The sequence below is a fragment of the Dactylosporangium sp. CS-033363 genome, from assembly GCF_050942475.1.
GTDB lineage: Bacteria > Actinomycetota > Actinomycetes > Mycobacteriales > Micromonosporaceae > Dactylosporangium.
The window spans coordinates 6300877-6319778 of record NZ_CP192032.1; the positions used below are offsets into that span (position 1 = coordinate 6300877).

Annotated in this window: 21 protein-coding genes; 10 read left to right on the top strand and 11 right to left on the bottom strand. The window is 73.9% G+C overall.

Translation table 11 applies throughout. The annotated features are described in order from the left end of the window. Window positions 1-169 precede the first annotated feature (169 nt). Window positions 170-1162: an endonuclease/exonuclease/phosphatase family protein gene (locus tag ACQPZ4_RS29195; protein WP_433042118.1), complete on the top strand. Its 993-nt coding sequence runs from the start codon at window positions 170-172 to the stop codon at window positions 1160-1162. 4 nt (window positions 1163-1166) lie between these two features. Here the strand turns inward: ACQPZ4_RS29195 and ACQPZ4_RS29200 are convergent, their stop codons facing one another. After that, window positions 1167-1478, bottom strand: a complete 312-nt coding sequence (locus ACQPZ4_RS29200; protein WP_433042121.1) for an EthD family reductase — start codon at window positions 1476-1478, stop codon at window positions 1167-1169. Window positions 1479-1567: 89 nt separating this feature from the next. Here ACQPZ4_RS29200 and ACQPZ4_RS29205 point away from each other — a divergent pair, with 89 nt between their 5' ends. The 3 genes from ACQPZ4_RS29205 (at window position 1568) to ACQPZ4_RS29215 (ending at window position 3281) form a co-directional block, all read left to right on the top strand. Continuing rightward, the gene (locus ACQPZ4_RS29205; protein ID WP_433042124.1) at window positions 1568-1912 is read left to right on the top strand and encodes a winged helix-turn-helix transcriptional regulator; all 345 of its coding nucleotides are present in this window, start codon (window positions 1568-1570) and stop codon (window positions 1910-1912) included. Between the two features lie 65 nt (window positions 1913-1977). Then, entirely contained in the window at window positions 1978-2328 is a 351-nt protein-coding gene (locus ACQPZ4_RS29210) for a PadR family transcriptional regulator (RefSeq protein ID WP_433042127.1), read from the top strand. Continuing rightward, window positions 2325-3281, top strand: coding sequence for a hypothetical protein (locus tag ACQPZ4_RS29215; RefSeq protein ID WP_433042130.1), 957 nt, complete (start codon window positions 2325-2327; stop codon window positions 3279-3281). Before ACQPZ4_RS29210 ends, ACQPZ4_RS29215 begins: the two co-directional genes overlap by 4 nt. Here ACQPZ4_RS29215 and ACQPZ4_RS29220 read toward each other — a convergent pair. Further along, complete coding sequence (locus tag ACQPZ4_RS29220) at window positions 3267-3788, bottom strand: O-acetyl-ADP-ribose deacetylase (protein WP_433042133.1); 522 nt, start codon at window positions 3786-3788, stop codon at window positions 3267-3269. The two genes, ACQPZ4_RS29215 and ACQPZ4_RS29220, sit on opposite strands and share 15 nt — an antisense overlap. Then, window positions 3785-4522 carry a FadR/GntR family transcriptional regulator gene (locus ACQPZ4_RS29225; protein WP_433042136.1) on the bottom strand — a complete coding sequence of 246 codons (738 nt, stop codon included), beginning with the start codon at window positions 4520-4522 and terminating at the stop codon, window positions 3785-3787. The genes ACQPZ4_RS29220 and ACQPZ4_RS29225 overlap by 4 nt, the downstream gene beginning before the upstream one ends. 173 nt (window positions 4523-4695) lie before the next feature. Here ACQPZ4_RS29225 and ACQPZ4_RS29230 point away from each other — a divergent pair, with 173 nt between their 5' ends. From ACQPZ4_RS29230 to ACQPZ4_RS29255, 6 genes are read left to right on the top strand one after another with little or no spacing between them, the layout of a single operon-like run. After that, window positions 4696-5985, top strand: a complete 1290-nt coding sequence (locus tag ACQPZ4_RS29230; RefSeq protein ID WP_433042139.1) for an MFS transporter — start codon at window positions 4696-4698, stop codon at window positions 5983-5985. 14 nt (window positions 5986-5999) lie between these two features. Then, a complete protein-coding gene (locus ACQPZ4_RS29235) occupies window positions 6000-7724 on the top strand; it encodes a dihydroxyacetone kinase family protein (RefSeq protein ID WP_433042142.1) in 1725 nt (574 codons plus the stop codon). After that, window positions 7721-8182, top strand: coding sequence for a ribose-5-phosphate isomerase (locus ACQPZ4_RS29240; protein WP_433042145.1), 462 nt, complete (start codon window positions 7721-7723; stop codon window positions 8180-8182). The genes ACQPZ4_RS29235 and ACQPZ4_RS29240 overlap by 4 nt, the downstream gene beginning before the upstream one ends. Further along, window positions 8179-8838 carry a triose-phosphate isomerase family protein gene (locus ACQPZ4_RS29245; protein WP_433042148.1) on the top strand — a complete coding sequence of 220 codons (660 nt, stop codon included), beginning with the start codon at window positions 8179-8181 and terminating at the stop codon, window positions 8836-8838. Before ACQPZ4_RS29240 ends, ACQPZ4_RS29245 begins: the two co-directional genes overlap by 4 nt. After that, the gene (locus tag ACQPZ4_RS29250; RefSeq protein ID WP_433042151.1) at window positions 8835-9626 is read left to right on the top strand and encodes a sugar phosphate isomerase/epimerase family protein; all 792 of its coding nucleotides are present in this window, start codon (window positions 8835-8837) and stop codon (window positions 9624-9626) included. The genes ACQPZ4_RS29245 and ACQPZ4_RS29250 overlap by 4 nt, the downstream gene beginning before the upstream one ends. Then, window positions 9623-10480 (top strand): phosphogluconate dehydrogenase C-terminal domain-containing protein, encoded by an 858-nt coding sequence (locus ACQPZ4_RS29255; protein ID WP_433042154.1) that lies wholly within the window; start codon window positions 9623-9625, stop codon window positions 10478-10480. The genes ACQPZ4_RS29250 and ACQPZ4_RS29255 overlap by 4 nt, the downstream gene beginning before the upstream one ends. 8 nt (window positions 10481-10488) lie before the next feature. Here ACQPZ4_RS29255 and ACQPZ4_RS29260 read toward each other — a convergent pair whose 3' ends face one another. From ACQPZ4_RS29260 to pelF, 8 genes are read right to left on the bottom strand one after another with little or no spacing between them, the layout of a single operon-like run. Beyond that, a complete protein-coding gene (locus tag ACQPZ4_RS29260; protein WP_433042157.1) occupies window positions 10489-11175 on the bottom strand; it encodes a hypothetical protein in 687 nt (228 codons plus the stop codon). Then, window positions 11172-12125: an NAD-dependent epimerase/dehydratase family protein gene (locus tag ACQPZ4_RS29265; RefSeq protein ID WP_433042160.1), complete on the bottom strand. Its 954-nt coding sequence runs from the start codon at window positions 12123-12125 to the stop codon at window positions 11172-11174. Before ACQPZ4_RS29265 ends, ACQPZ4_RS29260 begins: the two co-directional genes overlap by 4 nt. Continuing rightward, complete coding sequence (locus tag ACQPZ4_RS29270; RefSeq protein ID WP_433042163.1) at window positions 12122-13426, bottom strand: nucleotide sugar dehydrogenase; 1305 nt, start codon at window positions 13424-13426, stop codon at window positions 12122-12124. The genes ACQPZ4_RS29265 and ACQPZ4_RS29270 overlap by 4 nt, the downstream gene beginning before the upstream one ends. A 25-nt stretch (window positions 13427-13451) precedes the next feature. Next, window positions 13452-14348: an endo alpha-1,4 polygalactosaminidase gene (locus ACQPZ4_RS29275; RefSeq protein WP_433042166.1), complete on the bottom strand. Its 897-nt coding sequence runs from the start codon at window positions 14346-14348 to the stop codon at window positions 13452-13454. After that, window positions 14345-15253: an NAD-dependent epimerase/dehydratase family protein gene (locus ACQPZ4_RS29280; RefSeq protein ID WP_433042169.1), complete on the bottom strand. Its 909-nt coding sequence runs from the start codon at window positions 15251-15253 to the stop codon at window positions 14345-14347. The genes ACQPZ4_RS29275 and ACQPZ4_RS29280 overlap by 4 nt, the downstream gene beginning before the upstream one ends. Then, complete coding sequence (locus ACQPZ4_RS29285; protein ID WP_433042172.1) at window positions 15250-15984, bottom strand: sugar phosphate nucleotidyltransferase; 735 nt, start codon at window positions 15982-15984, stop codon at window positions 15250-15252. Before ACQPZ4_RS29285 ends, ACQPZ4_RS29280 begins: the two co-directional genes overlap by 4 nt. A gap of 28 nt (window positions 15985-16012) precedes the next feature. Continuing rightward, window positions 16013-17422 carry a hypothetical protein gene (locus tag ACQPZ4_RS29290; RefSeq protein ID WP_433042175.1) on the bottom strand — a complete coding sequence of 470 codons (1410 nt, stop codon included), beginning with the start codon at window positions 17420-17422 and terminating at the stop codon, window positions 16013-16015. After that, the gene (gene pelF / locus ACQPZ4_RS29295) at window positions 17419-18894 is read right to left on the bottom strand and encodes a GT4 family glycosyltransferase PelF (RefSeq protein WP_433042178.1); all 1476 of its coding nucleotides are present in this window, start codon (window positions 18892-18894) and stop codon (window positions 17419-17421) included. Before pelF ends, ACQPZ4_RS29290 begins: the two co-directional genes overlap by 4 nt. Window positions 18895-18902 lie beyond the last annotated feature (8 nt).

An 18902-nucleotide genomic window follows, 5' to 3' on the forward strand; every position in this document is an offset into this window, starting at 1 on the left:
CACCGGACGAGGCGGAGTGTTGCCAGGGCCGCGGCGGGGTGTCAATCGACGCGCTTCGACGAACATGTTCGTCCGGCCGCCACAGGCCGCCGAGCAGCCAATATGCCCCGCGCCGGCCATGGACCGGCGCTGCATCTTTCGGAAACTACCGGCCCAGTACGCTGGCGGAATGATCGGCATCGGGGGATCTCTGCCGCGCGCTGGAACCCTGAAAACATGGCTGACGTGGCTGCTCGTCGCGCCGTTCGCGATCTGGGCGGCGGCGCGGGTGTCCGGCCTGGAGCCCGGTTACCCGGCCATCCAGCTGCTCGCCTTCACCCCGTACGCCGCGCTGGCGTCGCTGGTGCCGCTGGCCCTCGCGGTACTGACGAAACGGCTCTGGCCCGCGATCGTCGCGGCGGTGGTGGCGGTCGCGTTCGCCGCCTGCATCCTGCCGCGCTGGATCGCCGACGCCGGCGCCGGGACCACGGCGGGACCGACGCTGCGGGTGATGACCGTGAACATGTTGTACGGCCAGGCCGATCCCGCCCAGATCGTGCGCCTCGTCCGCGACGGCGCGGTCGACCTGCTCGCCATGCAGGAGTACACCGCGGAGGGCCAGGCCGCCATGCGGGCGGCCGGGCTGGAGACGGCGCTGCCGTACACGGCGACCTATCCGCGGCCCGACGCCGGCGGCTCGGCCGTCTACAGCCGCTTCCCGCTCGCCGAAACCGGATACCGCCAGCTCGCCGGCGGCTTCTTCCAGGCGCACGCCAAGGTGCGGGTGCCGGACGGCCCGGAGGTGTACGTCGAGTCGGCGCACCCGTGCGCGCCCATGGGCCGCGGCTCGAGTGCCTGCTGGGTGGCCGACCTCGCGGCGCAACCGGCGGCGACCCCGGGCGGCCCGGTCACGGTCCTGATGGGCGACTTCAACTCGACCCTCGACCACAAGGCGTTCCGGCGCGTGGTGACGAAGGGGTACCACGACGCCGCCGACGTCGCGGGCGCGGGGCTGGCCACGTCATGGCCGTACGACGACCGGTGGTACTTCCCGAGCGTGACCCTCGACCACATCCTGACCGACCAGCGCGTCGGCGTGCGCCACGTCGTGGTCTACCGCATCGCCCGCAGCGACCACCGGGCCGTGTTCGCCGAGCTGGCCCTGCCGAAAGCCGCCGGCTGACCCCTCAGACGGTGCCCTCGTGCGCCGGGTAGTCCAGGACCACCGCCCCGCCGGTGGCGTAGTTGGCGACGTCGGCGGCCACGGCCCGGCCCTGCGGCGACGCCCTCGATGCGGTCAGGGCCGCGGCGTCGGCGAACTCGGCCTCGAAGACCGCGAAGTACGGCGTCCCGCCCTGCGCGGCCGTCACGTCGAAGCTGTACCGCCACGCGAGCAGCCCGGGCATGCGCGCGACGAGCGGGAGGTGGGTGCGCACGTAGTACTCGCGGAAGTGCCCGGGATCGGCGGGCTCGGGATACAGGACCACCAGCTTGTGCACGAGCGTCGTCCCCCTGCTTCGGAAATCGAATCACCGCGGTTGACGCTACTGTATCGATTATCGAAGCATCAAGAGGAGTGACGCAGGCGATGACGGTACCCACACCAGGCCGCCCGGTTCGCGGCTCGAACACCGGCCGCCCCCTCATGGCCGCCCTCGACCTGTTCGGCCGGCGCTGGAACCTGCGCATCGTCTGGGAGCTGCGAAACGGCCCGGTCGGCTTCCGCGCGCTGCAGGAGCGCTGCGACAACATGTCCTCCAGCGTCCTGCGGCAACGGCTGACCGAGCTCGTGGAGACCCGGCTCGTCACCCAGCAGCCGGACGCGGCGTACCTGCTCACCGACCTGGGCCGCGGCGCCTACCAGGCGCTGCGCCCCCTCGACCGCTGGTCCGCCGCCTGGGCCGCGGCGCTTGAGGAGCGCCGCGAAAGCTGAACGGTGCCGGTCTGCGGGCAGGCAGCGGCTTCCGCGATACCTTCGCAGCCGATATATTGGACCGCGTGGAGACACCGCTGCGCGAGCCCACGTTTCTGATCCTCACCGCCCTGGCCGGTGAACCCCTGCACGGGTACGGCCTGATCGCCGAAGTCGACCGCCTGTCCGGCGGGCGCGTCTCGCTGCGGCCCGGCACCCTGTACGGGGCGCTCGATCGCCTCGTCGACGCCGGTCTGGTGCGCGTCGATCGCGAGGAGCTCGTCGAGGGCCGGCTCCGCCGCTACTACCAGCTCACCGAGCCCGGCGGCGAGGTGCTGGCGGCCGAGACCGAGCGCATGCGCCGCAACGTCGCCGCCGCGACCGCTCGGCTGCGGGCCGTCAAGGCCACGCCCCGCCTCAGCGGAGGGGTCGCATGAGCGGGGACGATCTGGAACGCCGCTACGCGCGCTGGACGGCCCTGTTCTATCCGGCGGACTATCGGCGGGAGCGCGGGTCGGAGCTGGTGGACACCTACCTGTCGCTGGCCACGCCCGGGCGCACGCGACCCTCGGCCGCCGACGTCGCGGATCTCGCGGCCGGTGGGCTGCGCCAGCATTTCCGGGTCGCGCAGGGGCTCGGGCCCGGCTTCCGGCTCGCCGGACTGCTCGCGCTGGCCACGGCGTCCGCGCTCGCGGCCGGGTGGGCGGTGCTCGAGGCGGTGGCGCCCACGACGCCGTGGTTCCGCCACGTCGGGCCGTTCCTGTCGCTCGGCGTCGTCGCGTGGGCGGCCTGGCTGGTGGCGGCCGTCGTGCACGTGGTCGCGCCCGGAAGGTGGTACCGGTGGGCGGCCGGACTCGCCGTGCTGTCGACCGCGGGGCTCGTGCCGGCCGCGGCGCTGACCGGGCTGCCGCGGCCGCCGTTGTTCGTGCTGCTGCCCCAGCTCGCGCTCGGGATCGTCGCGCTCGGCGCGGGCGGGCGGCGACCGGTGTGGGTGCGACTGGTGCCGCTCGTCGCCGCGGCGGCGGGCGTGGCGGCGGCCGCCGGTGCCGCGCCGGACGTCGTCTCCTTCGGCGGGTACTACTACGCCGGCGCGATGGCCCTGCCGGTCGCCGCGGTGACGCTGCTGGTCGGCGGTGCGCTGCTCGCGCTCGGCCTGGCCGCCCGGAGCGACTCCCGCGGCGTGTGGGCGCTGCTGATCCTGCTCACGCCGATCGGGCTGCTCGCCCTGAACGCGCTCGCGCCGATGCTCGCCGACACGGGCCCCGGCCGGCCCCTCGTCGCGGAGTGGTCGGCCATGGTGCAGGCGTCGGTGCTGGTCCTGATCGCCGGCCCGGCCTCGCTGCCGCTGGCCCTCGCGGCACGGGGCCGGCTGCCGTCAGGGAAGCCGTAGCACGGGCAGCGCCTTCTCCGCGGCCTCGCGCGTCTCGGCATCGAACACGACGAGCCGGACGAGCTCGATGCCGGGCGGCAGCGTGCGGAAGACCGTGAACGCCTGCCGCGCCGCGTCCTCCTTCGGCCACCGGTAGATGCCGGACGAGATCAGCGGAAACGCCACCGACGAGGCCCCGAGCCCCGCCGCGACCTCCAGCGAGTTCCGGTAGCAGTCCCGCAGCAGCCCCGCCCGGTCCTCGGTGGCGCTCCACACCGGCCCGACCGTGTGCACCACCCACCGCGCCGCGAGCCGCCCCGCCGTGGTCGCCACGGCCTGGCCCACGGCAAGGCCGCGCCCGTAGTGGCCGGCGCGCAGCTTCCGGCAGTCCTCCAGGATCGCCGGGCCGCCCTTGCGGTGGATGGCGCCGTCCACCCCGCCGCCGCCGAGCAGCGATGAGTTCGCGGCGTTGACGATGACGTCCACCCGCGCCGCGGTGAGGTCCCCCGTGACGAGCTCGACCGTCACGGCGAGTCCAGCGTGGGCAGGAGCCGCTGCGCCGCGCTGCGCATGTGCCGGGTCATGGCCTCCCCCGCCGCCGCCCCGTCGCGGGCGTCGATCGCGGCCAGGATCGCGCGGTGCTCCTCCAGCGTCAGCTTCGCGTGCTCGGCGTCGTTCAGGGCGCGCTCCACCCACACCCGGATCAGCGACCGCACGCTCTGCAGCATGTCGCGCAGCAGCACGTTGTCGGCCGCCGCCGCCAGCTCCTGGTGGAACAGCATGTCGGCGGTGACGAACGTCGAGAAGTCGTCGAGGCTCTGCTCCATGGTCGCCGTGTGCTCGGCCATCAGCCGGCGGGAGGCGTCCGTCGCGCGCGTCGCGGCGAGCGTGGCCGCCTGCGTCTCCAGGCCGTGCCGGACCTCGATCAGCTCGCGGGTCTTGTCCGAGCGCAGCAGCAGCCCCCACGACAGGGTCTGCGGCAGCAGCTCCGAGGTGCCTCCGCTGAGGTACGTCCCGGAGCCGGGACGCACCGTCACGATGCCCAGGATCTCCAGGGCGGCGAGAGCCTCGCGGACGGCGGAGCGGCCGACGCCCATCAGCTCGGCGAGCTGGCGCTCCGGAGGCAGCCGGTCGCCCTGGGCGACGGCGCCGCTCGCGATGTAGTCGAGGAGACGACGCGTGACCTCGGCCATCGCGGTTTGACTCTTGATCGTGCCGCCCAGCGCGGCGCTGAGGCCGTCGGAGGCGGAGGAGGTCGTCATGTGCCAATCCTAGCAACCGGTCAACCAAAAATTGGTCAACCGGTTGACAGGTTGTCCAATCACGGTGAGTATCGACGTACACCCAGACACCCACCCGTCGATATAGGAGCCCCCGGATGTCCGCCGACACCCCGCAAACCGCCCCAATCGCACGACAAGCGATCCGCAAGGTCGTGCTGCGCCTTGTGCCGTTCGTGGCCCTGATGTTCTTCATCAACTACCTGGACCGCACCGCGATCGGGTTCGCCGCGCCGAACGGCATGAACCGGGACCTGGGGCTGAGCGCCGCTCAGTTCGGCTTCGCGTCCGGCGTCTTCTTCATCGGGTACATCCTGCTGGAGGTGCCGAGCAATCTCGCCCTGCACAAGATCGGCGCCCGCCGGTGGCTCGCCCGGATCATGGTGACCTGGGGCATCGTGGCGGTGCTGTTCACGTTCGTGCAGTCCTACACGCAGCTGTCCTGGCTGCGCTTCGGGCTGGGCGTGGCGGAGGCCGGGTTCTTCCCCGGTGCGATTCTCTTTCTCAGCCTGTGGGTCCCCAGCCGGTACCGCAGCCGGGTCCTGGGGCTGTTCTATCTCGCGCAGCCGCTGACCACGGTCGTCGGCGCGCCCCTCGCCGGCTGGCTGATCGGGCACGACGGCGTGTTCTTCGCGCTCGAGGGCTGGCGGTTCATGTTCCTCGGCGTCGGCGTCCCGGCCATCGCGGTCGGCGTGATCGCCTGGTTCTACCTGGCCGACTCCCCCGCCAAGGCCACGTGGCTCACCCCGGCCGAGCGGGACTGGCTGACGAACGAGCTTCAGGCCGAACAGCCGGCCCAGAAGGAGCACCACGACCTGCGCAAAGCCTTCACCAGCGGCCGGGTGTGGACGCTCAGCCTGATCTACTTCGGCTTCATCTACGGCCTGTACGCGCTCGCGTTCTTCCTGCCCACCATCATCGCCGGCTTCCAGGAGCAGTACGACACCAAGTTCGGGCTGGTCGAGAAGGGCCTGATCACCGCCATCCCGTACCTGCCGGCCGCCCTGGCGCTGTTCCTGGCCACCCGGCACGCGACGAGGCACGGCGTGAAGACCGGCCACATCGCGATCCCGGCGGTGACCGGCGCGATCAGCATCCCCCTCGCGCTGTTCGCCGGCTCGCCCGCGCTGACCGTCGTGATGATCACGATCACCGCCTGCTCGATCTTCGCCGCGCTGCCGAACTTCTGGACCGTGCCGACGCAGTTCCTCACCGGTGCCGCGGCCGCCGCCGGCATCGCGCTCATCAACACCATGGGCAACGTGGCCGGGTTCGCCGCGCCCTACGTGACCGGCTGGCTCGCCGACGCCAACGGCGGGGACTACAAGGTCGCGTTCTTCGCGGTCGGCGGGTTCATGATGCTCTCCGCCGTCCTCATGCTCGCCCTCAGCCGCCGCGACCGGGTGGCCGTCGCGGCGCGCGTCCCCGCTCCGGCCGGGCACTGAACGGGAGCCGTGACATGACCCGCCTGTTCAACGACCCCGCCGCGTTCGCCGACGAGATGCTCGAGGGCTTCGTCGCCGCCCACGGCCACCGCGTCCGCGCCGTGCCGGGTGGCATCGTGCGCCACGCGACCAGCACCGGCAACGTGGCCGTCGTGGTCGGCGGCGGCTCCGGGCACTACCCGGCCTTCGCCGGCCTGGTCGGGCCCGGGCTCGCCGACGGCGCCGTCATCGGCAACGTGTTCGCCTCCCCGAGTGCCCGGCAGGTGGCCGCGGTCGCCCTGGCCGCCGAGCAACGCGCCGGCGTCCTGCTCACCTACGGCAACTACGCCGGCGACTGCCTCAACTTCGACGCCGCCCAGGACGAGCTGCGCGCCGCCGGGATCGCCGTCGAGACGGTCAGGGTCACCGACGACATCTTCAGCGCCCCCGGCGGCGAGCGCGACAAGCGCCGCGGCATCGCCGGCGACCTGGTGGTGTTCAAGGTCGCCGGGGCCGCCGCCGCCGAGGGTCGCCCGCTCGCGGAGGTGGCCGAGCTGGCCCGGCACGCCAACGAGCGCACCCGCACCATGGGCGTCGCGTTCTCCGGCTGCACGCTGCCGGGCGCCGCCGAGCCGCTGTTCTCGGTCCCCGCCGGGCGGATGGCGATCGGCCTGGGCATCCACGGCGAGCCCGGGCTGGAGGAGACCCGCCTGCCCACCGCGGACGAGCTCGCGTCGCTGCTCGTCGACTGCCTGCTCGCCGAGCGCCCGGCCGGCGCCGGTGACCGGGCGGCCGTCCTGCTCAACGGCCTCGGTTCCGTCAAACACGAAGAGCTTTTCATCGTGTACGGCCAGATCTCCCGCCTCCTCGCGCAACTCGGCATCACGGTCGTGGCGCCGGAGGTCGGCGAGCTGTGCACGAGCTTCGACATGGCCGGCGTCTCGCTGACCCTGACCTGGCTCGACGACGACCTCGAGCGGCTGTGGCTGGCCCCGGCGGACTCGGCCGCCTTCCACCGCGGCACCGTGGAAGCCGCGCCACGCACACCCCAGGTCCACAGTGTACGGTCGAGCGCGCCCGAATACGCCCCCGCCGACGCCGATTCCCAGGAGGCCGCGGCCACCCTCGCCGAGGTGTTCGCGGCGATCGAGGCCACCGTCGACGCCCACGCCGAGCAGCTCGGCCACATCGACGCGGTGGCCGGCGACGGCGACCACGGCATCGGCATGCAGCGCGGGGCCAGGGCCGCTGCGGCCGCCGCGAGAGACGCCCGCGACCGCGGCGCCGGGGCGGGCACGCTGCTCGCCGCGGCCGGCGACGCCTGGGCGGAGCGGGCCGGCGGCACCTCCGGCGCGCTGTGGGGCATCGCCCTGCGCCGCATGGGCCAGGTCGTCGGCGACACCGGCCGCCCGGGACCGTACGTGACGGCCCGCGCGCTGCGCTCGGCCCGGGACGGCATCTGCGCCGCCGGCGGGGCCGAGCTCGGCGACAAGACGATGGTCGACGCGCTCATCCCGCTCGACGAGGCGTTCGCGGCGGCGATGCGCGACGGCGCGACGACCACCGGCGCCTGGGACGCGGCCGCCACGGCCGCCGAGCGGGCCGCCGCCGACACCTGCAACCTGCTGCCACGCAAGGGCCGGGCCCGGCCGCACGCCGAGCGCAGCCTCGGCACCCCGGACGCGGGCGCCGTCTCGCTGAGCCTCATCGCCCGGACCGTCCACAGTGTCCTGTCAAGCCGAAAGGTGTCCACCCCATGAGCAAGCTCCGCATCGTCGTCGGCTCCGACGACGCCGGCTACGACTACAAGGAGGCCCTCAAGAAGGACCTGGAGGGCAGCGACCGGGTCGCGACGGTGCTCGACGTGGCCGGTTCCCCCGACCAGGCGTACCCCGACGTCGCCATCGCCGCCGCCGAGCTGGTCGCGAGCGGCCGGGCCGACCGGGCGCTGCTCGTGTGCGGCACCGGACTCGGCGTGGCGATCGCGGCCAACAAGGTCCCCGGCATCCGCGCCGTCACCGCCCACGACAGCTTCTCCGTCGAGCGCTCGGTGCTGTCCAACAACGCCCAGGTGCTCACGTTCGGCCAGCGGGTGATCGGCCTGGAACTGGCCCGGCGGCTGGCCCAGGAGTGGCTCACCTACGAGTTCGACGCGGCGTCGGCGTCCGCCGGCAAGGTCGGGCGGATCACCGCCTACGAGTCGCGGAGCGCGGCGTGACCCGCGTCCTCGGCGTGAGCCTGAAGATGTACTTCGGCTACGCCCAGACCCTGCGCTGGTGCGAGTCCGTCGTGGACCGCGTCGGCGACCACCCGGCCCTGCGCGACGGGCGCGTCCAGCTGTTCGTCCTGCCGTCGTTCCCGGCCATCGCCGCGGCCGCCGAGATCTTCCGCTTCACCCCGATCGCGACCGGCGCCCAGGACCTGTCCACCCAGGACAGCGGCGCGCACACCGGCGACGTCAGCGGCTCCATGATCCACGAGGCCGGCGGCCGCTACGTCGCCGTCGGGCACGCCGAGCGCCGCCGCGACCACGGCGAGACCGAGGCGATCGTGGCGGCCAAGACCACGGCCGCCCGGCACAGCGGCCTCACGCCGGTGGTGTGCGTGGGCGACGGGGAGGCCGTCCCGGACGGGCCGCTCGTCGTCGCCTACGAGCCGGTGTGGGCGATCGGCGCCGACAAGCCGGCGGAGCCGGAGCACATCGCGGCCGTCTGTGCGGGGCTCATGGCGCCGGGCCGCGCGGTCGTCTACGGCGGCAGCGCCGGGCCGGGCCTGCTGACCAAGCTCGGGCCGGCCGTCGACGGGCTGTTCCTGGGCCGCTTCGCGCACGACCCGGCGGCCCTGGCGGACGTGGTGGACGAGGCGGCGTCATGACGGTCGGGCTCTCGACGTATGCGTTCTTCTGGCAGTACCACCACACGAACCCGAATCCGATCGGGCTGGACGCGATGCTGGACCGCACCGCCGACCTCGGCGCCGAGCTGTTCCAGATCTGCGACTACCCGCGGATCGAGGAGTTCGACGCGGGCGCCCTGCGCGACCTGCGCCGCCATGCCGAGCGCCGCGGGATCGCGCTGGAGCTCGGCACGCGGGGCGTCACGCCGGTACACCTGGGGCGCTATCTCGACCTCGCGAAGGCGCTCGGCGTGACGCTGGTGCGCAGCATGGTCGACACCGACACCGACGCCGACGACGCCGTGCCGCTGTTGCGGGCGGCGCTGCCCGCCTACGAGCGGGCCGGGGTGACCATCGCCCTGGAGACGTACGAGAAGGTCGCCACGGCCACGCTCGTCGACGTCGTCGCCGCCGTCGGCTCGCCGAACCTCGGCATCTGCCTCGACCCGGCCAACTGCGTCGCCGCGCTGGAACACCCCGCCGAGACCATCGCGAAGACCGCCGCCTGGGTGCGCAACATCCACGTCAAGGACTTCGCCTTCACCCGCAAGGACGGCTGGGTGGGCTTCACGCTCGCCGGCTGCCCGCTGGGCGAGGGACTGCTGGACTACCCCGCCCTGCTCGCCGCGGTACGCCCGGCCGAGCGCGGCATCAACCAGGTCATCGAGCACTGGCTGCCCTGGCAGGGCGACAGCGCCACGACCTGCGAGCTGGAAACCGTCTGGACCGCCACCAACACCGAAACCCTGAGGAGCTGGAACTCATGAGCGAGCAGAAGCTGACCATCGCCGTCGTCGGAGCGGGCGGCAAGATGGGGATGCGCATCTCCGACAACCTGCAGCGCAGCGACCACACCGTCTACTACTGCGAGAACTCCCCGGCCGGCACCCAGCGCACCCTCGACGCGGGCCGGGCCGTCACCGGCACCGGCGAGGCGGTCGCCGAGGCCGACGTCGTCATCCTGGCCGTGCCCGACATCGCCCTCGGGCCGGTCTCCGCGGCCGTCGTGCCGCAGCTGCGGCCGGGCACCGTCGTGCTGACCCTGGACCCGGCCGCCGCCTACGCCGGGCTGCTGTTCCCGCGCGCCGACATCGAGTACGCGGTCGCGCACCCGTGCCACCCGTCGGTGTTCCTGCAGCGCAGGACCCAGGCCGAGCTGGACGACACGTTCGGCGGGATCGCCGCGCCCCAGGACGTCGTGGCCGCGCTGGAGTCGGGCGATCCCATCAAGACGGCGGTCGCCGAGCAGGTCATCCGCCTGATGTACGCCCCGGTGCTCGAGGTGCACTGGGTGACCGTCAAGCAGCTGGCGTACCTCGAGCCGACTCTCGTCGAGGTGGTCGCCTGCATGATCGGCGACCTGCTCAACGACGCCCTGCGCGAGACCGTCGACACCGTCGGCGTGCCGGAGCCGGCGGCCCGCGCGATGCTCATGGGCCACGTCCAGGTGGCGCTGGCGAACGGGCTGCGCGGCGACAACCCGTTCTCCGACGCCTGCCTGATCGCGATGGACTACGGCCGCGAGAAGATCATCAAGGACGACTGGAAGTCCATCTTCACCGACGACCAGCTGGACAGCGTGCTCAAGCAGATGCTGCACCTCGACCACATCCACCGCTGAGCCGTTTGCTACACCAGCGACAGTGCCTTGTCGCTGATCACGCAGTGCAGCCCGAACAGCTCGGCCCGCCGCTTCGCGAACTCGGCCAGGCCCGGGGTGTCGGCGTAGTCCAGCGCGTAGAGGTCCAGCCCGTAGCGGGGCAGCTCCTCGGCGACGCGGGCGTGGCCCTCCAGGATGTCGGCGGGCCACGGGCCGTAGCCGTCGTCGGTCCACCGGGCCGAGAACGACTCGAAGAGGATGCCGTCGACGTGCTCGGCCATGTCCGGCAGCATCCCGAAGCCGCGGTTGGCCAGGATGTACCCGTCCCCGGCGGCCTCCCGCAGGCTCGCCACGAGGGCGAGGACGTGCGGCAGGTCCTCCGGGTAGGTCAGCTCCACGTTGAGCGTGTCCAGGAACAGCCCGTCGAACCCCGCGGCCAGGGCGGCCCGGGCCTGGCCGAGCACGTGCTCGGTCCAGCCCGGGTGCCCCGCGTGGACGTACGCCCCGCCCCAGTCGGGGTTGCGCTCGGCCCGCTGCCACGGCGCCGGCGGCCCCTGGTCCTCCGACAGCGACAGGTACGCCAGCGTCTCCACCCCGGCCGCCCGCAGCACCTGCAGGTCCACCGGCCGGTAGAACTCCGGCTGCAGCACGGCCCGCTCGTAGTGCCGCAGGTCGCCGAGGCGCCCGGCGCCGTAGTAGAAGACCAGCGGCGTCATCGGCGGTACCACTCCACGGTGCGCCGCACGCCCTCCTCCAGCGGTACCGCCGGCTGGAACCCGGTCAGCGCCCGCAGCAGCGAGAGATCGGGGCAGCGCCGGGTCACCGCGCCCGCCGCGCCCGGGGCCGGTTCGAGCTCGGCGTCGCTGCCGGTCAGCCGCAGCACCAGCTTGGCCAGGTCGGCGATGCCGGTCTCGCCGGTGTCGTCGCCGATGTGCACGATCCTCCCGGCCGCGGCGGGCGTGGCCATCAGCCGCACGATCGCGTCGACGGCGTCGTCGACGTAGCAGAACGCGCGGGTCTGGTCGGCGCCCGGCACGCGGAACGGCCGCTCGCCGGCCATCGCCCGCATGGCCATCTCGGGGATGGCGTGGTCGGTGCCCATCCGCGGGCCGTACACGTTGTGGAACCGCCCGACGACCGCGTCGAAGCCGCGGGCCCGGGCCCCGTGCAGGAACGCCGCCTCGCCGAGCAGCTTGCTGATGGCGTAGGCGTAGCGGGGCGCGGTCACGTCGTGGACCGCGATCGGGGCCGCCTCGCCGGTCGGCACCGGCGCGATCCCGGCCTCCACCGCCCCGGCGTACACCTCGCTGGTGGAGGCGAAGAAGACGCGGTCGCCGGGCGCGAGCCAGTCGACGAGGTGCAGCGCGCTGAGGCTGTTGACCCGCACCACCCGGGCCGGGTCGGCCTCCACGTTGCGCACTCCGACGACGGCCGCGAGCAGGTAGATCTGGTCGAAGCCGCGGGGCATCTGCCGCCATGTGCGCGGGTCGGTGAGGTCGCCGTCGCGCACCCCGACCCGCGGGTCGCGGGCCAGTTCGGCGAAGTCGGCGTCGTCGCGGCCGCGGGAGAAGTCGTCGACGATGGTCACCTCGTGCCCGTCGGTGACGAGCCGCCGCGCGAGGTGCAGGCCGATGAACCCGGCGCCGCCGAGCAGCAGGGCCCTCATGCCGACACCGCCTGCGGGCGGTAGCCGATGCCGGCGTACCGCACGCCAGCCCGGTTCAGCGCCGCCTCATCGAGGATGCGCCAGGAGTCGAACACGAACAGCGGCTTGCTGGCCCCGAGCACCGAGTCGAGCTCGATGGCGCGGTAGTCGGGATGGTCGTTGATGACGAGCACCGCGTCGGCGTCGCTGAACGCCTTGTCGAGGCTGGTCGGCTCGCCGCCGTACTGGCGGATGACGGTGTCGGACACGAGCGGGTCGTGGCCCAGGACGGTCAGGCCCGCCTCGGCGAAGACCGGCATCATCGCCGCGATCGGGGTGCCGCGCATGTCGTCGGTGGCGGGCCAGCCCTTGTACGCCCAGCCGAGCACGGCCAGCCGCGCGCCCTGGGTGCCCTCGAACGCCTCGCGGATCAGCCCGACGACGGTCCGGGCCACGTGCACCGGCAGGTACTCGTTGAGCCGGCGGGCCGGCTCCACCAGGAACGGCGGGCGGTCGCCGGCCTCGCTGATCAGGATGTACGGGTCCTTGGACAGGCAGCCGCCGCCGACGTAGCCGGGCTTGGCCAGGTCGGGCCGCGGGTAGTCGACGTTCGCGGCCCGGATGACCTCCAGCGGGTCCAGGCCGTGGCGCTCGGCGATGAGGGCGATCTCGTTGCCGTACGCGTAGATGAGGTCGGTGTGGCAGTTGTTCGCGAGCTTCGTGAGCTCCGCGGTCTCCAGGCCCGTCACCGGCACCAGCCGCTCGGCCAGCCCTCCGAACAGGTCGAGCCCGGCGTCGAGGCTCGCCTCGTCGAGGCCGCCGATGACCTGCGGCAGCTCGACCAGCTCGCGCAGGGCCTGGCCCTGGATGGTGCGCTCCGGCGCCATCACGAGCTTGACCTCGCCCCACGCCTCCAGCAGCGGCGGCAGCACGACGCGGCGGCTGGCGCCGACCGGGACGGTACTGCGCACCACGACCAGCGTCCCCGGCGCGCACCACTCGGCGACCTGGCGGGCGGCGGCGGCGAGGTTGGTCAGGTCGGGGCGCTGGGTCTGCGGGTCGACCGGCGTGGAGACGCAGATGACGGCGGCGTCGACGGTGTCGCGGGGCAGCGCGGTGTCGATGAACACCGAGGAGCCGACGTGCTCGGTGAGGGCCTCGGCCACGCCGGGCTCGTAGATGTGCGGCCGGCCCCGGTTGAGCGAGTCGACGACGGCCGGCTGCACGTCGACACCGTGGACGATGAAGCCCTTGCGGGCGAGGGCGGCGGTGAGGGTCAGGCCGACGTAGCCCATCCCGATGACGCCGATGGTGCGTGCCATGGATCGTTGTCCCTTCGTGAAAAGGTCAGCCGCAGGGCGCGGCGACCCGGTCGAGCTCCCGCGCGGTGACGGTGCCCAGGAAGCGTTCGGTGCGGTAGTGGCCGCAGGCGGCCCGCACGTCGGCGGGCCGGGCGGCGTAGTCGACGGCGAGCACCGTCTTGCCGGCGTCGCGCAGCGCCCGCGCGTCGGCGAGGTTCTCGGCGCAGTAGTCCTCGGTGCAGGGCCGGTCGGTGGCCCGGAAGAACAGTTCCTCCAGGCCGATGGCGTCGATGGCGTCGGTGTAGCCGGGGTAGTGGCGCAGCTCCGGCGAGTTCTGCGGCACCACCCAGAACCCCGGTCGCTTCTCCCGCGCGTAGGCGCTGATCCGCGCGATGAGCGCGACCATGGCCGCGGCGAGCTTGTCCCGGGTCCAGCCGGGCACGAGCTTCAGGTCCAGCTCCTCGTAGGCGAGCGGGGTGTCCAGGTACACCCCGTCGAACCCGGCGACGAGCGCGCGGTCGACCCGCGGCCGCACGACCCGGTCCCACCACCGCTCGTCCCAGTACCGCACGAAGAACTCCTCGGGCCAGTCCTCCCACCGGTTGAGCACGAGGTCGCCGGCGTCCTTGGCCAGCGGCCCGTACTCGGGGCGGAACTGCTCGATGCTGCCGATCTCGAAGTAGGCGAGGACCCGCTTGCCCGAGCCGCGCAGCGCCGTGATCTCGTCGGGCCGGAACCAGTCCGAGGCGGCGTCGCGGGCCAGGTCGATGACGGCGAGCCGCTGCGGGGCCTTGCCCAGCGCGTCCAGCTTGCCGTCGGCATAGCCCTGGAGTTGGTACAGCCAGCCGTCCGCCGTGACCGGCGGCTGTGCCGGTGTGCAGGCGGCCGCGAGCAGCAGCGCGGCGGCGAGCGCGACGCCGCGCCGGGCCCGCGGCGCCCTCACCGTTCGGCGCCGTCGAGCGCGGCCCAGATCGCCTTCACCGACTCCGCCAGCGTGTACTCGGGCGCCCAGCCGAGCACGGTCGCGGCCCGGCCGATGTCGGCGCGCATCCAGTCCACGCCGGCCGAGCGGGCCGGGCCCATCCCCTGCTCGGCGATCGCCCCCGTGTACCCGGCCGCCTCCGCGAGGTGCTGCACGGCCTCGCGGGCGGTCACCGCGCGGCCGCTGGCGATGTTGATCACCCCGGCGCCGTGCTCGGCCGCGACGGCCGCGGCGAGCACCGCGGTGGCCACGTCGCGCACGTCGACGAAGTCCCGGTAGGCGCCGAGCGGCCCGAGCGGCACCCGGCCGGACGCCCCGGCGAGGGCGTCGCGGATGAGCAGCGCGGCCCGGCCCAGCAGGTTGTCGCGGTGCAGGCCGGGGCCGATCGGGTTGAACACCCGCAGCGTCACGCCGTCGACCCGGCCGGCCGCGGTGGCCAGCTGCAGCAGCCGGGTGGCGGCGAGGTGGGTCGCGCCGTACTCGCCGACCGGGGCGCACAGGTGGTCCTCGGCCACGCTCGCGCCGTGCGCGACCTTGCCGTACTCCCCCGCCGAGCCGAGCCGGACCAGCCGTGCGCCCGGGGCGACCGCCGCGACCGCGTCGATGAGCTTGGCGGTGACGACGGTGTTGGCCTCGGCGAGCTCGGCCGCGGTGCCGCTGAGCCGCCCGGTGCAGTTCACCACCACGTCGGGCATGGTGTCGCGCAGCAGCGCGGCCAGGCCGTCGGCGTCGCCGGCGACGAGGTCGTGGCGGGCCCGCGACGGGCAGGCGAGCGCGCCGATGCGCGGGTCGCCGTCGAGGGCGGCGCGCACCGCCCCGCCGACGAACCCGGACGCGCCGAAGAGCAGAACCCGGGGCCTGGTCATGCCGCCACCCCGCTGTCCGCGCGCACCGGCAGCAGGGCCGGCTCGAGCTCGGCGAAGCGCCGGTTGGCCTCGTCGTACTCCTCGGGCCGGCCGATGTCGAGCCACAGCCCGTCGAAGTCGTAGCTGTTCGGGAACTGCCCCTGCCGCAGCAGGTCCTGCACCAGCTTGTCGAAACCCAAGGACAGGCCCGGCGGGTACGGCTCCAGTGCCTTGCGGGCCATCCCGTAGACGCCCATCGACACGCGGTGGCGGTAGGCGGGCTTCTCGGTGAAGCCGACCACCTTGCCGTCGATGACGTCGAGCACGCCGAACTCCATGCGGGTGGTCTGCGCCGCCGTGGCGATGGTGAGCGGGGCGCCGCTGATCCGGTGCTCGCCCAGCAGGTCGGCGTAGTCGAGGTCGGTGAGCAGGTCGCCGTTCATCACCAGGAAGTGCTCGGGCAGCTCGTCCTTGACCAGGAACAGCGGGCCGGCGGTGGACAGCGGCACGGTCTCCTCGACGTAGCCGATGTCCAGGCCCCAGCGGGCGCCGGTGCCGGTGAACGCGCGGATCAGCGGGCCCAGGTGGTTGATCGCGAGGGTCACGGACGTGAAGCCGCGGGCCGCGAGCTGCTCCAGGACGATGTCCAGGATGGCGTGCCGCTCGCCGATCGGCATGAGGGGCTTGGGCAGGGCGGTGGTGTACGGCCGCAGCCGGACGCCCTTGCCACCGGCCATGATGACCGCGTGCATGTGTAGGCCTGCTTTCTGGATGAGGTGTTCAGCGGTACTGCCGGACGCGGCCCAGCGACGGGGCGAGGACCAGCGCCAGGACCCCGAGCAGCAGCACGGTGCTGCCGAGGAAGGGCACGGCGGCGTGGGCCGCGAGCGCGATGGCGAGCGCGACGCAGAGCCGCCCGTGGCCGCCGTGGGCGGCGAGGACGAAGACGAGCAGGCAGGCCCCGGCCAGCACGACGCTCGCGGCGGCCATCGCCTCCGCCGCCGGGGTCAGCTGACCGGCCCGGCGCAGCAGCGCGAGGGCGACGGCCGAGGCCACGGCCGCGACGAGCGCGCAGGCGACGACGTCGGTGGCCAGGAACCGCCACAGCCGCAGCCGCAGCCGGCCCGGGCCGCCGTCGCCGTGCAGCAGGTCGCGGGCCCGCTCGCCGAAGCGGCGGGCCCGCCACTCGACGAAGCCCATCGACACCGCCAGGGGCAGGGTCGCGATGAGCACGTCGAGGCGGCCGGTGAGGTACGGCGCCTGGGCCAGCAGCACCAGCGCGGCGAGCAGCGCGGTGGAGCACACGACGAGCGCGAACGTGCCCCAGCGGCCGGCCATCGCCGCGCGCAGGCCGCGCCTCGACCCGGTGCCGGGGACCCGCCGGGCGCGGCTGACCGCCACCCCGAACGTGATCGCGACGCAGGCCAGGGCGGGCAGGATGGCGGCGACCGGCGACCACCGGCCGGCCAGCATGAACCCGCCGCCGGCCACGACGGCCGGGGACATGAGGGTCACCAGCCAGCCCTCGTCGCGGTAGAACAGCAGGACGGTGGCGGCCAGCTGGTACGCGGCGACCGCCGGGACCAGCGCCGCCGCGATCGCCCCGGCGCCGGTCGCGGCCAGCGCGGCGCCGAGCGCGGCGGCCACCGCGACCCCGGTGACGGACGCGCGGGCCAGGAACCTGCCGGCGGCGGGCTCGTCCCCGGCGTTGACGTGCTGGTGCGCGAGCCACGTCATGGCGCCCGCCCACACCCAGCCGAGCAGGCCCGCGGCGACGATGGGCAGCACCGGCGGGCGGGGCGAGGCGGCCAGCACGGCCGGGAACAGCGCGCTGGGCAGCAGGTACAGGCCCCCGTGCAGAATCTCGCGCACGCCCCCGGCCCGGGTCCGGCGGTGTGCTGAAGGCTCGTCGGCACCGGCGGCCTCGGCGAGCCGGGCCCGTACCGCGTCGGCGAGCTCGAACGCATTGTCGTAGCCGAAGCGGTCCCGGGCGGCCCGGTCGGTCACCCCGGCCGCCTCCAGCAGCGCGGCCAGCTGCAGCCCGTCGACGAACCGGGCGCCGTTGCGGGCCTGGACCTCGTCGACGAGCTCGGCCAGCGGGTCGGTGCCCGGCTCGGTGCCCGGCTCGAGGACGGGCAGCGCGACGGTGTCCTCCTCGGCCCAGCCCCGGGCCACGAGCGCCCCGCTCACCGCAGCGCCCCGGCGAACGTCCTGCCTGTGAGGGCGGGTTGTACGAGCCGGTCGTACAGGCCGCGGTAGGCCTCCAGCGACTGGGCCAGGGTGAACCGGTCGAGCACGCGCTGGCGGGACTGCACGGCCAGGCGGCGGCGCAGCTCCGGGTCGCGCAGCAGCGTGATGCAGGCCTCGGCGACGGCCTGGTGGTCGCGCGCGGGCACCACGAAGCCGGCGTCGCCGACGGCCTCCGCCACACCCCCGACGTTCGTGCACACCATGGTCCGGCCGCAGGCCATGGCCTCGATCACGGAGTACGGGAAACCCTCGGAGATGCTGGTGAGGGCCACGACGCTGCCGCTGTGATAGGCCGCCACCGCATCGGGTGCGCTGCCCTCCAGCTTCGCGCAGTCCTTGAGGCCGAGCGTGTCGACGAGCGCCAGGCAGCTGTCACGGTACTGCGTGTCGATCGCCGCCCCGTAGATGCGCAGCCGCGCGCCGGGGACCCGCCGCCGGACGATCGCGAACGCCCGGATGAGCGTGTGCAGGTCCTTGAGCGGGTCGATCCGTCCGACGTAGACGATCGTCGGCTCGTCGGGCTCGGTCTTCGCGCTCGGGAAGCGCTCCGGCGAGATGCCGTTGTACATCGTCCACATGCGATCCGGGTCCGCCCCGAGCCGCCGCTGCCAGCGCCCGTTGTACTCCGAGTGCGGCGCGAGGGCGTCCGCGAAGTGGTACGCGGCCCCGGCGAGGCCGCGGTGGAAGCCCAGCAGCAGCACCGCCACCGCGTGCGGCAGCCGGCCCGCCGCCTGTTCGAGGTACCGTTCCCGCAGGTAGACGCCGTGCTCGGAGATGAGCATCGGGGTGTCGTGGGCCCACTTGGCGGCCATCGCGACGAGCGTCGGCAGCCCGTTCATGGCGCAGTGCACCACGTCCGCGCGTACCGGCGGCACCGCGAGCGGCCGCAGCATGTGCCCGATCAGGTCGGCCGCCTGGGCGGCGTCGGCGAGCGTGAGCCGGGGCGGGCGGCCGGCGAGCGCCGGGTGTTCGGCCCCGTACGCCTCGGCCGCCTCGCCCCAGCGGTCCTGGAGCGCGCCGAGCGCCGCGTTGGCGCTCAGCGCGCGGGCCAGGTCGCCGCCCTCGGCCGCGTACTCCCACAGCCCGCGCAGCGCGAGCAGGAACCGGCTGCGCTGCACGGTGGCCCGCTGCGGGTCCGGGTCGGGCGGCGCCACGAGCGCGGTGAGCAGCCCGTCCAGCGCCGCCCGGAACATCGGGCCGGGGCGAGGGGCGTGCCGCTGACGCCGCCCCTCGCTCCACAGTGGAATGGACACCACCCGTTCCAGGTTGGCCGGCAGCTTCCACTGGACCTGCTCGGTGCCGTCGACCGTGAGCGCGACCGCCTCCCAGCGGTGCTCGCTCATGCCCTGCACCAGCTGGTCGCACCAGACGCTGACCCCGCCGTGCGCGTACGGGTAGGTGCCCTCCGACACCAGGGCCA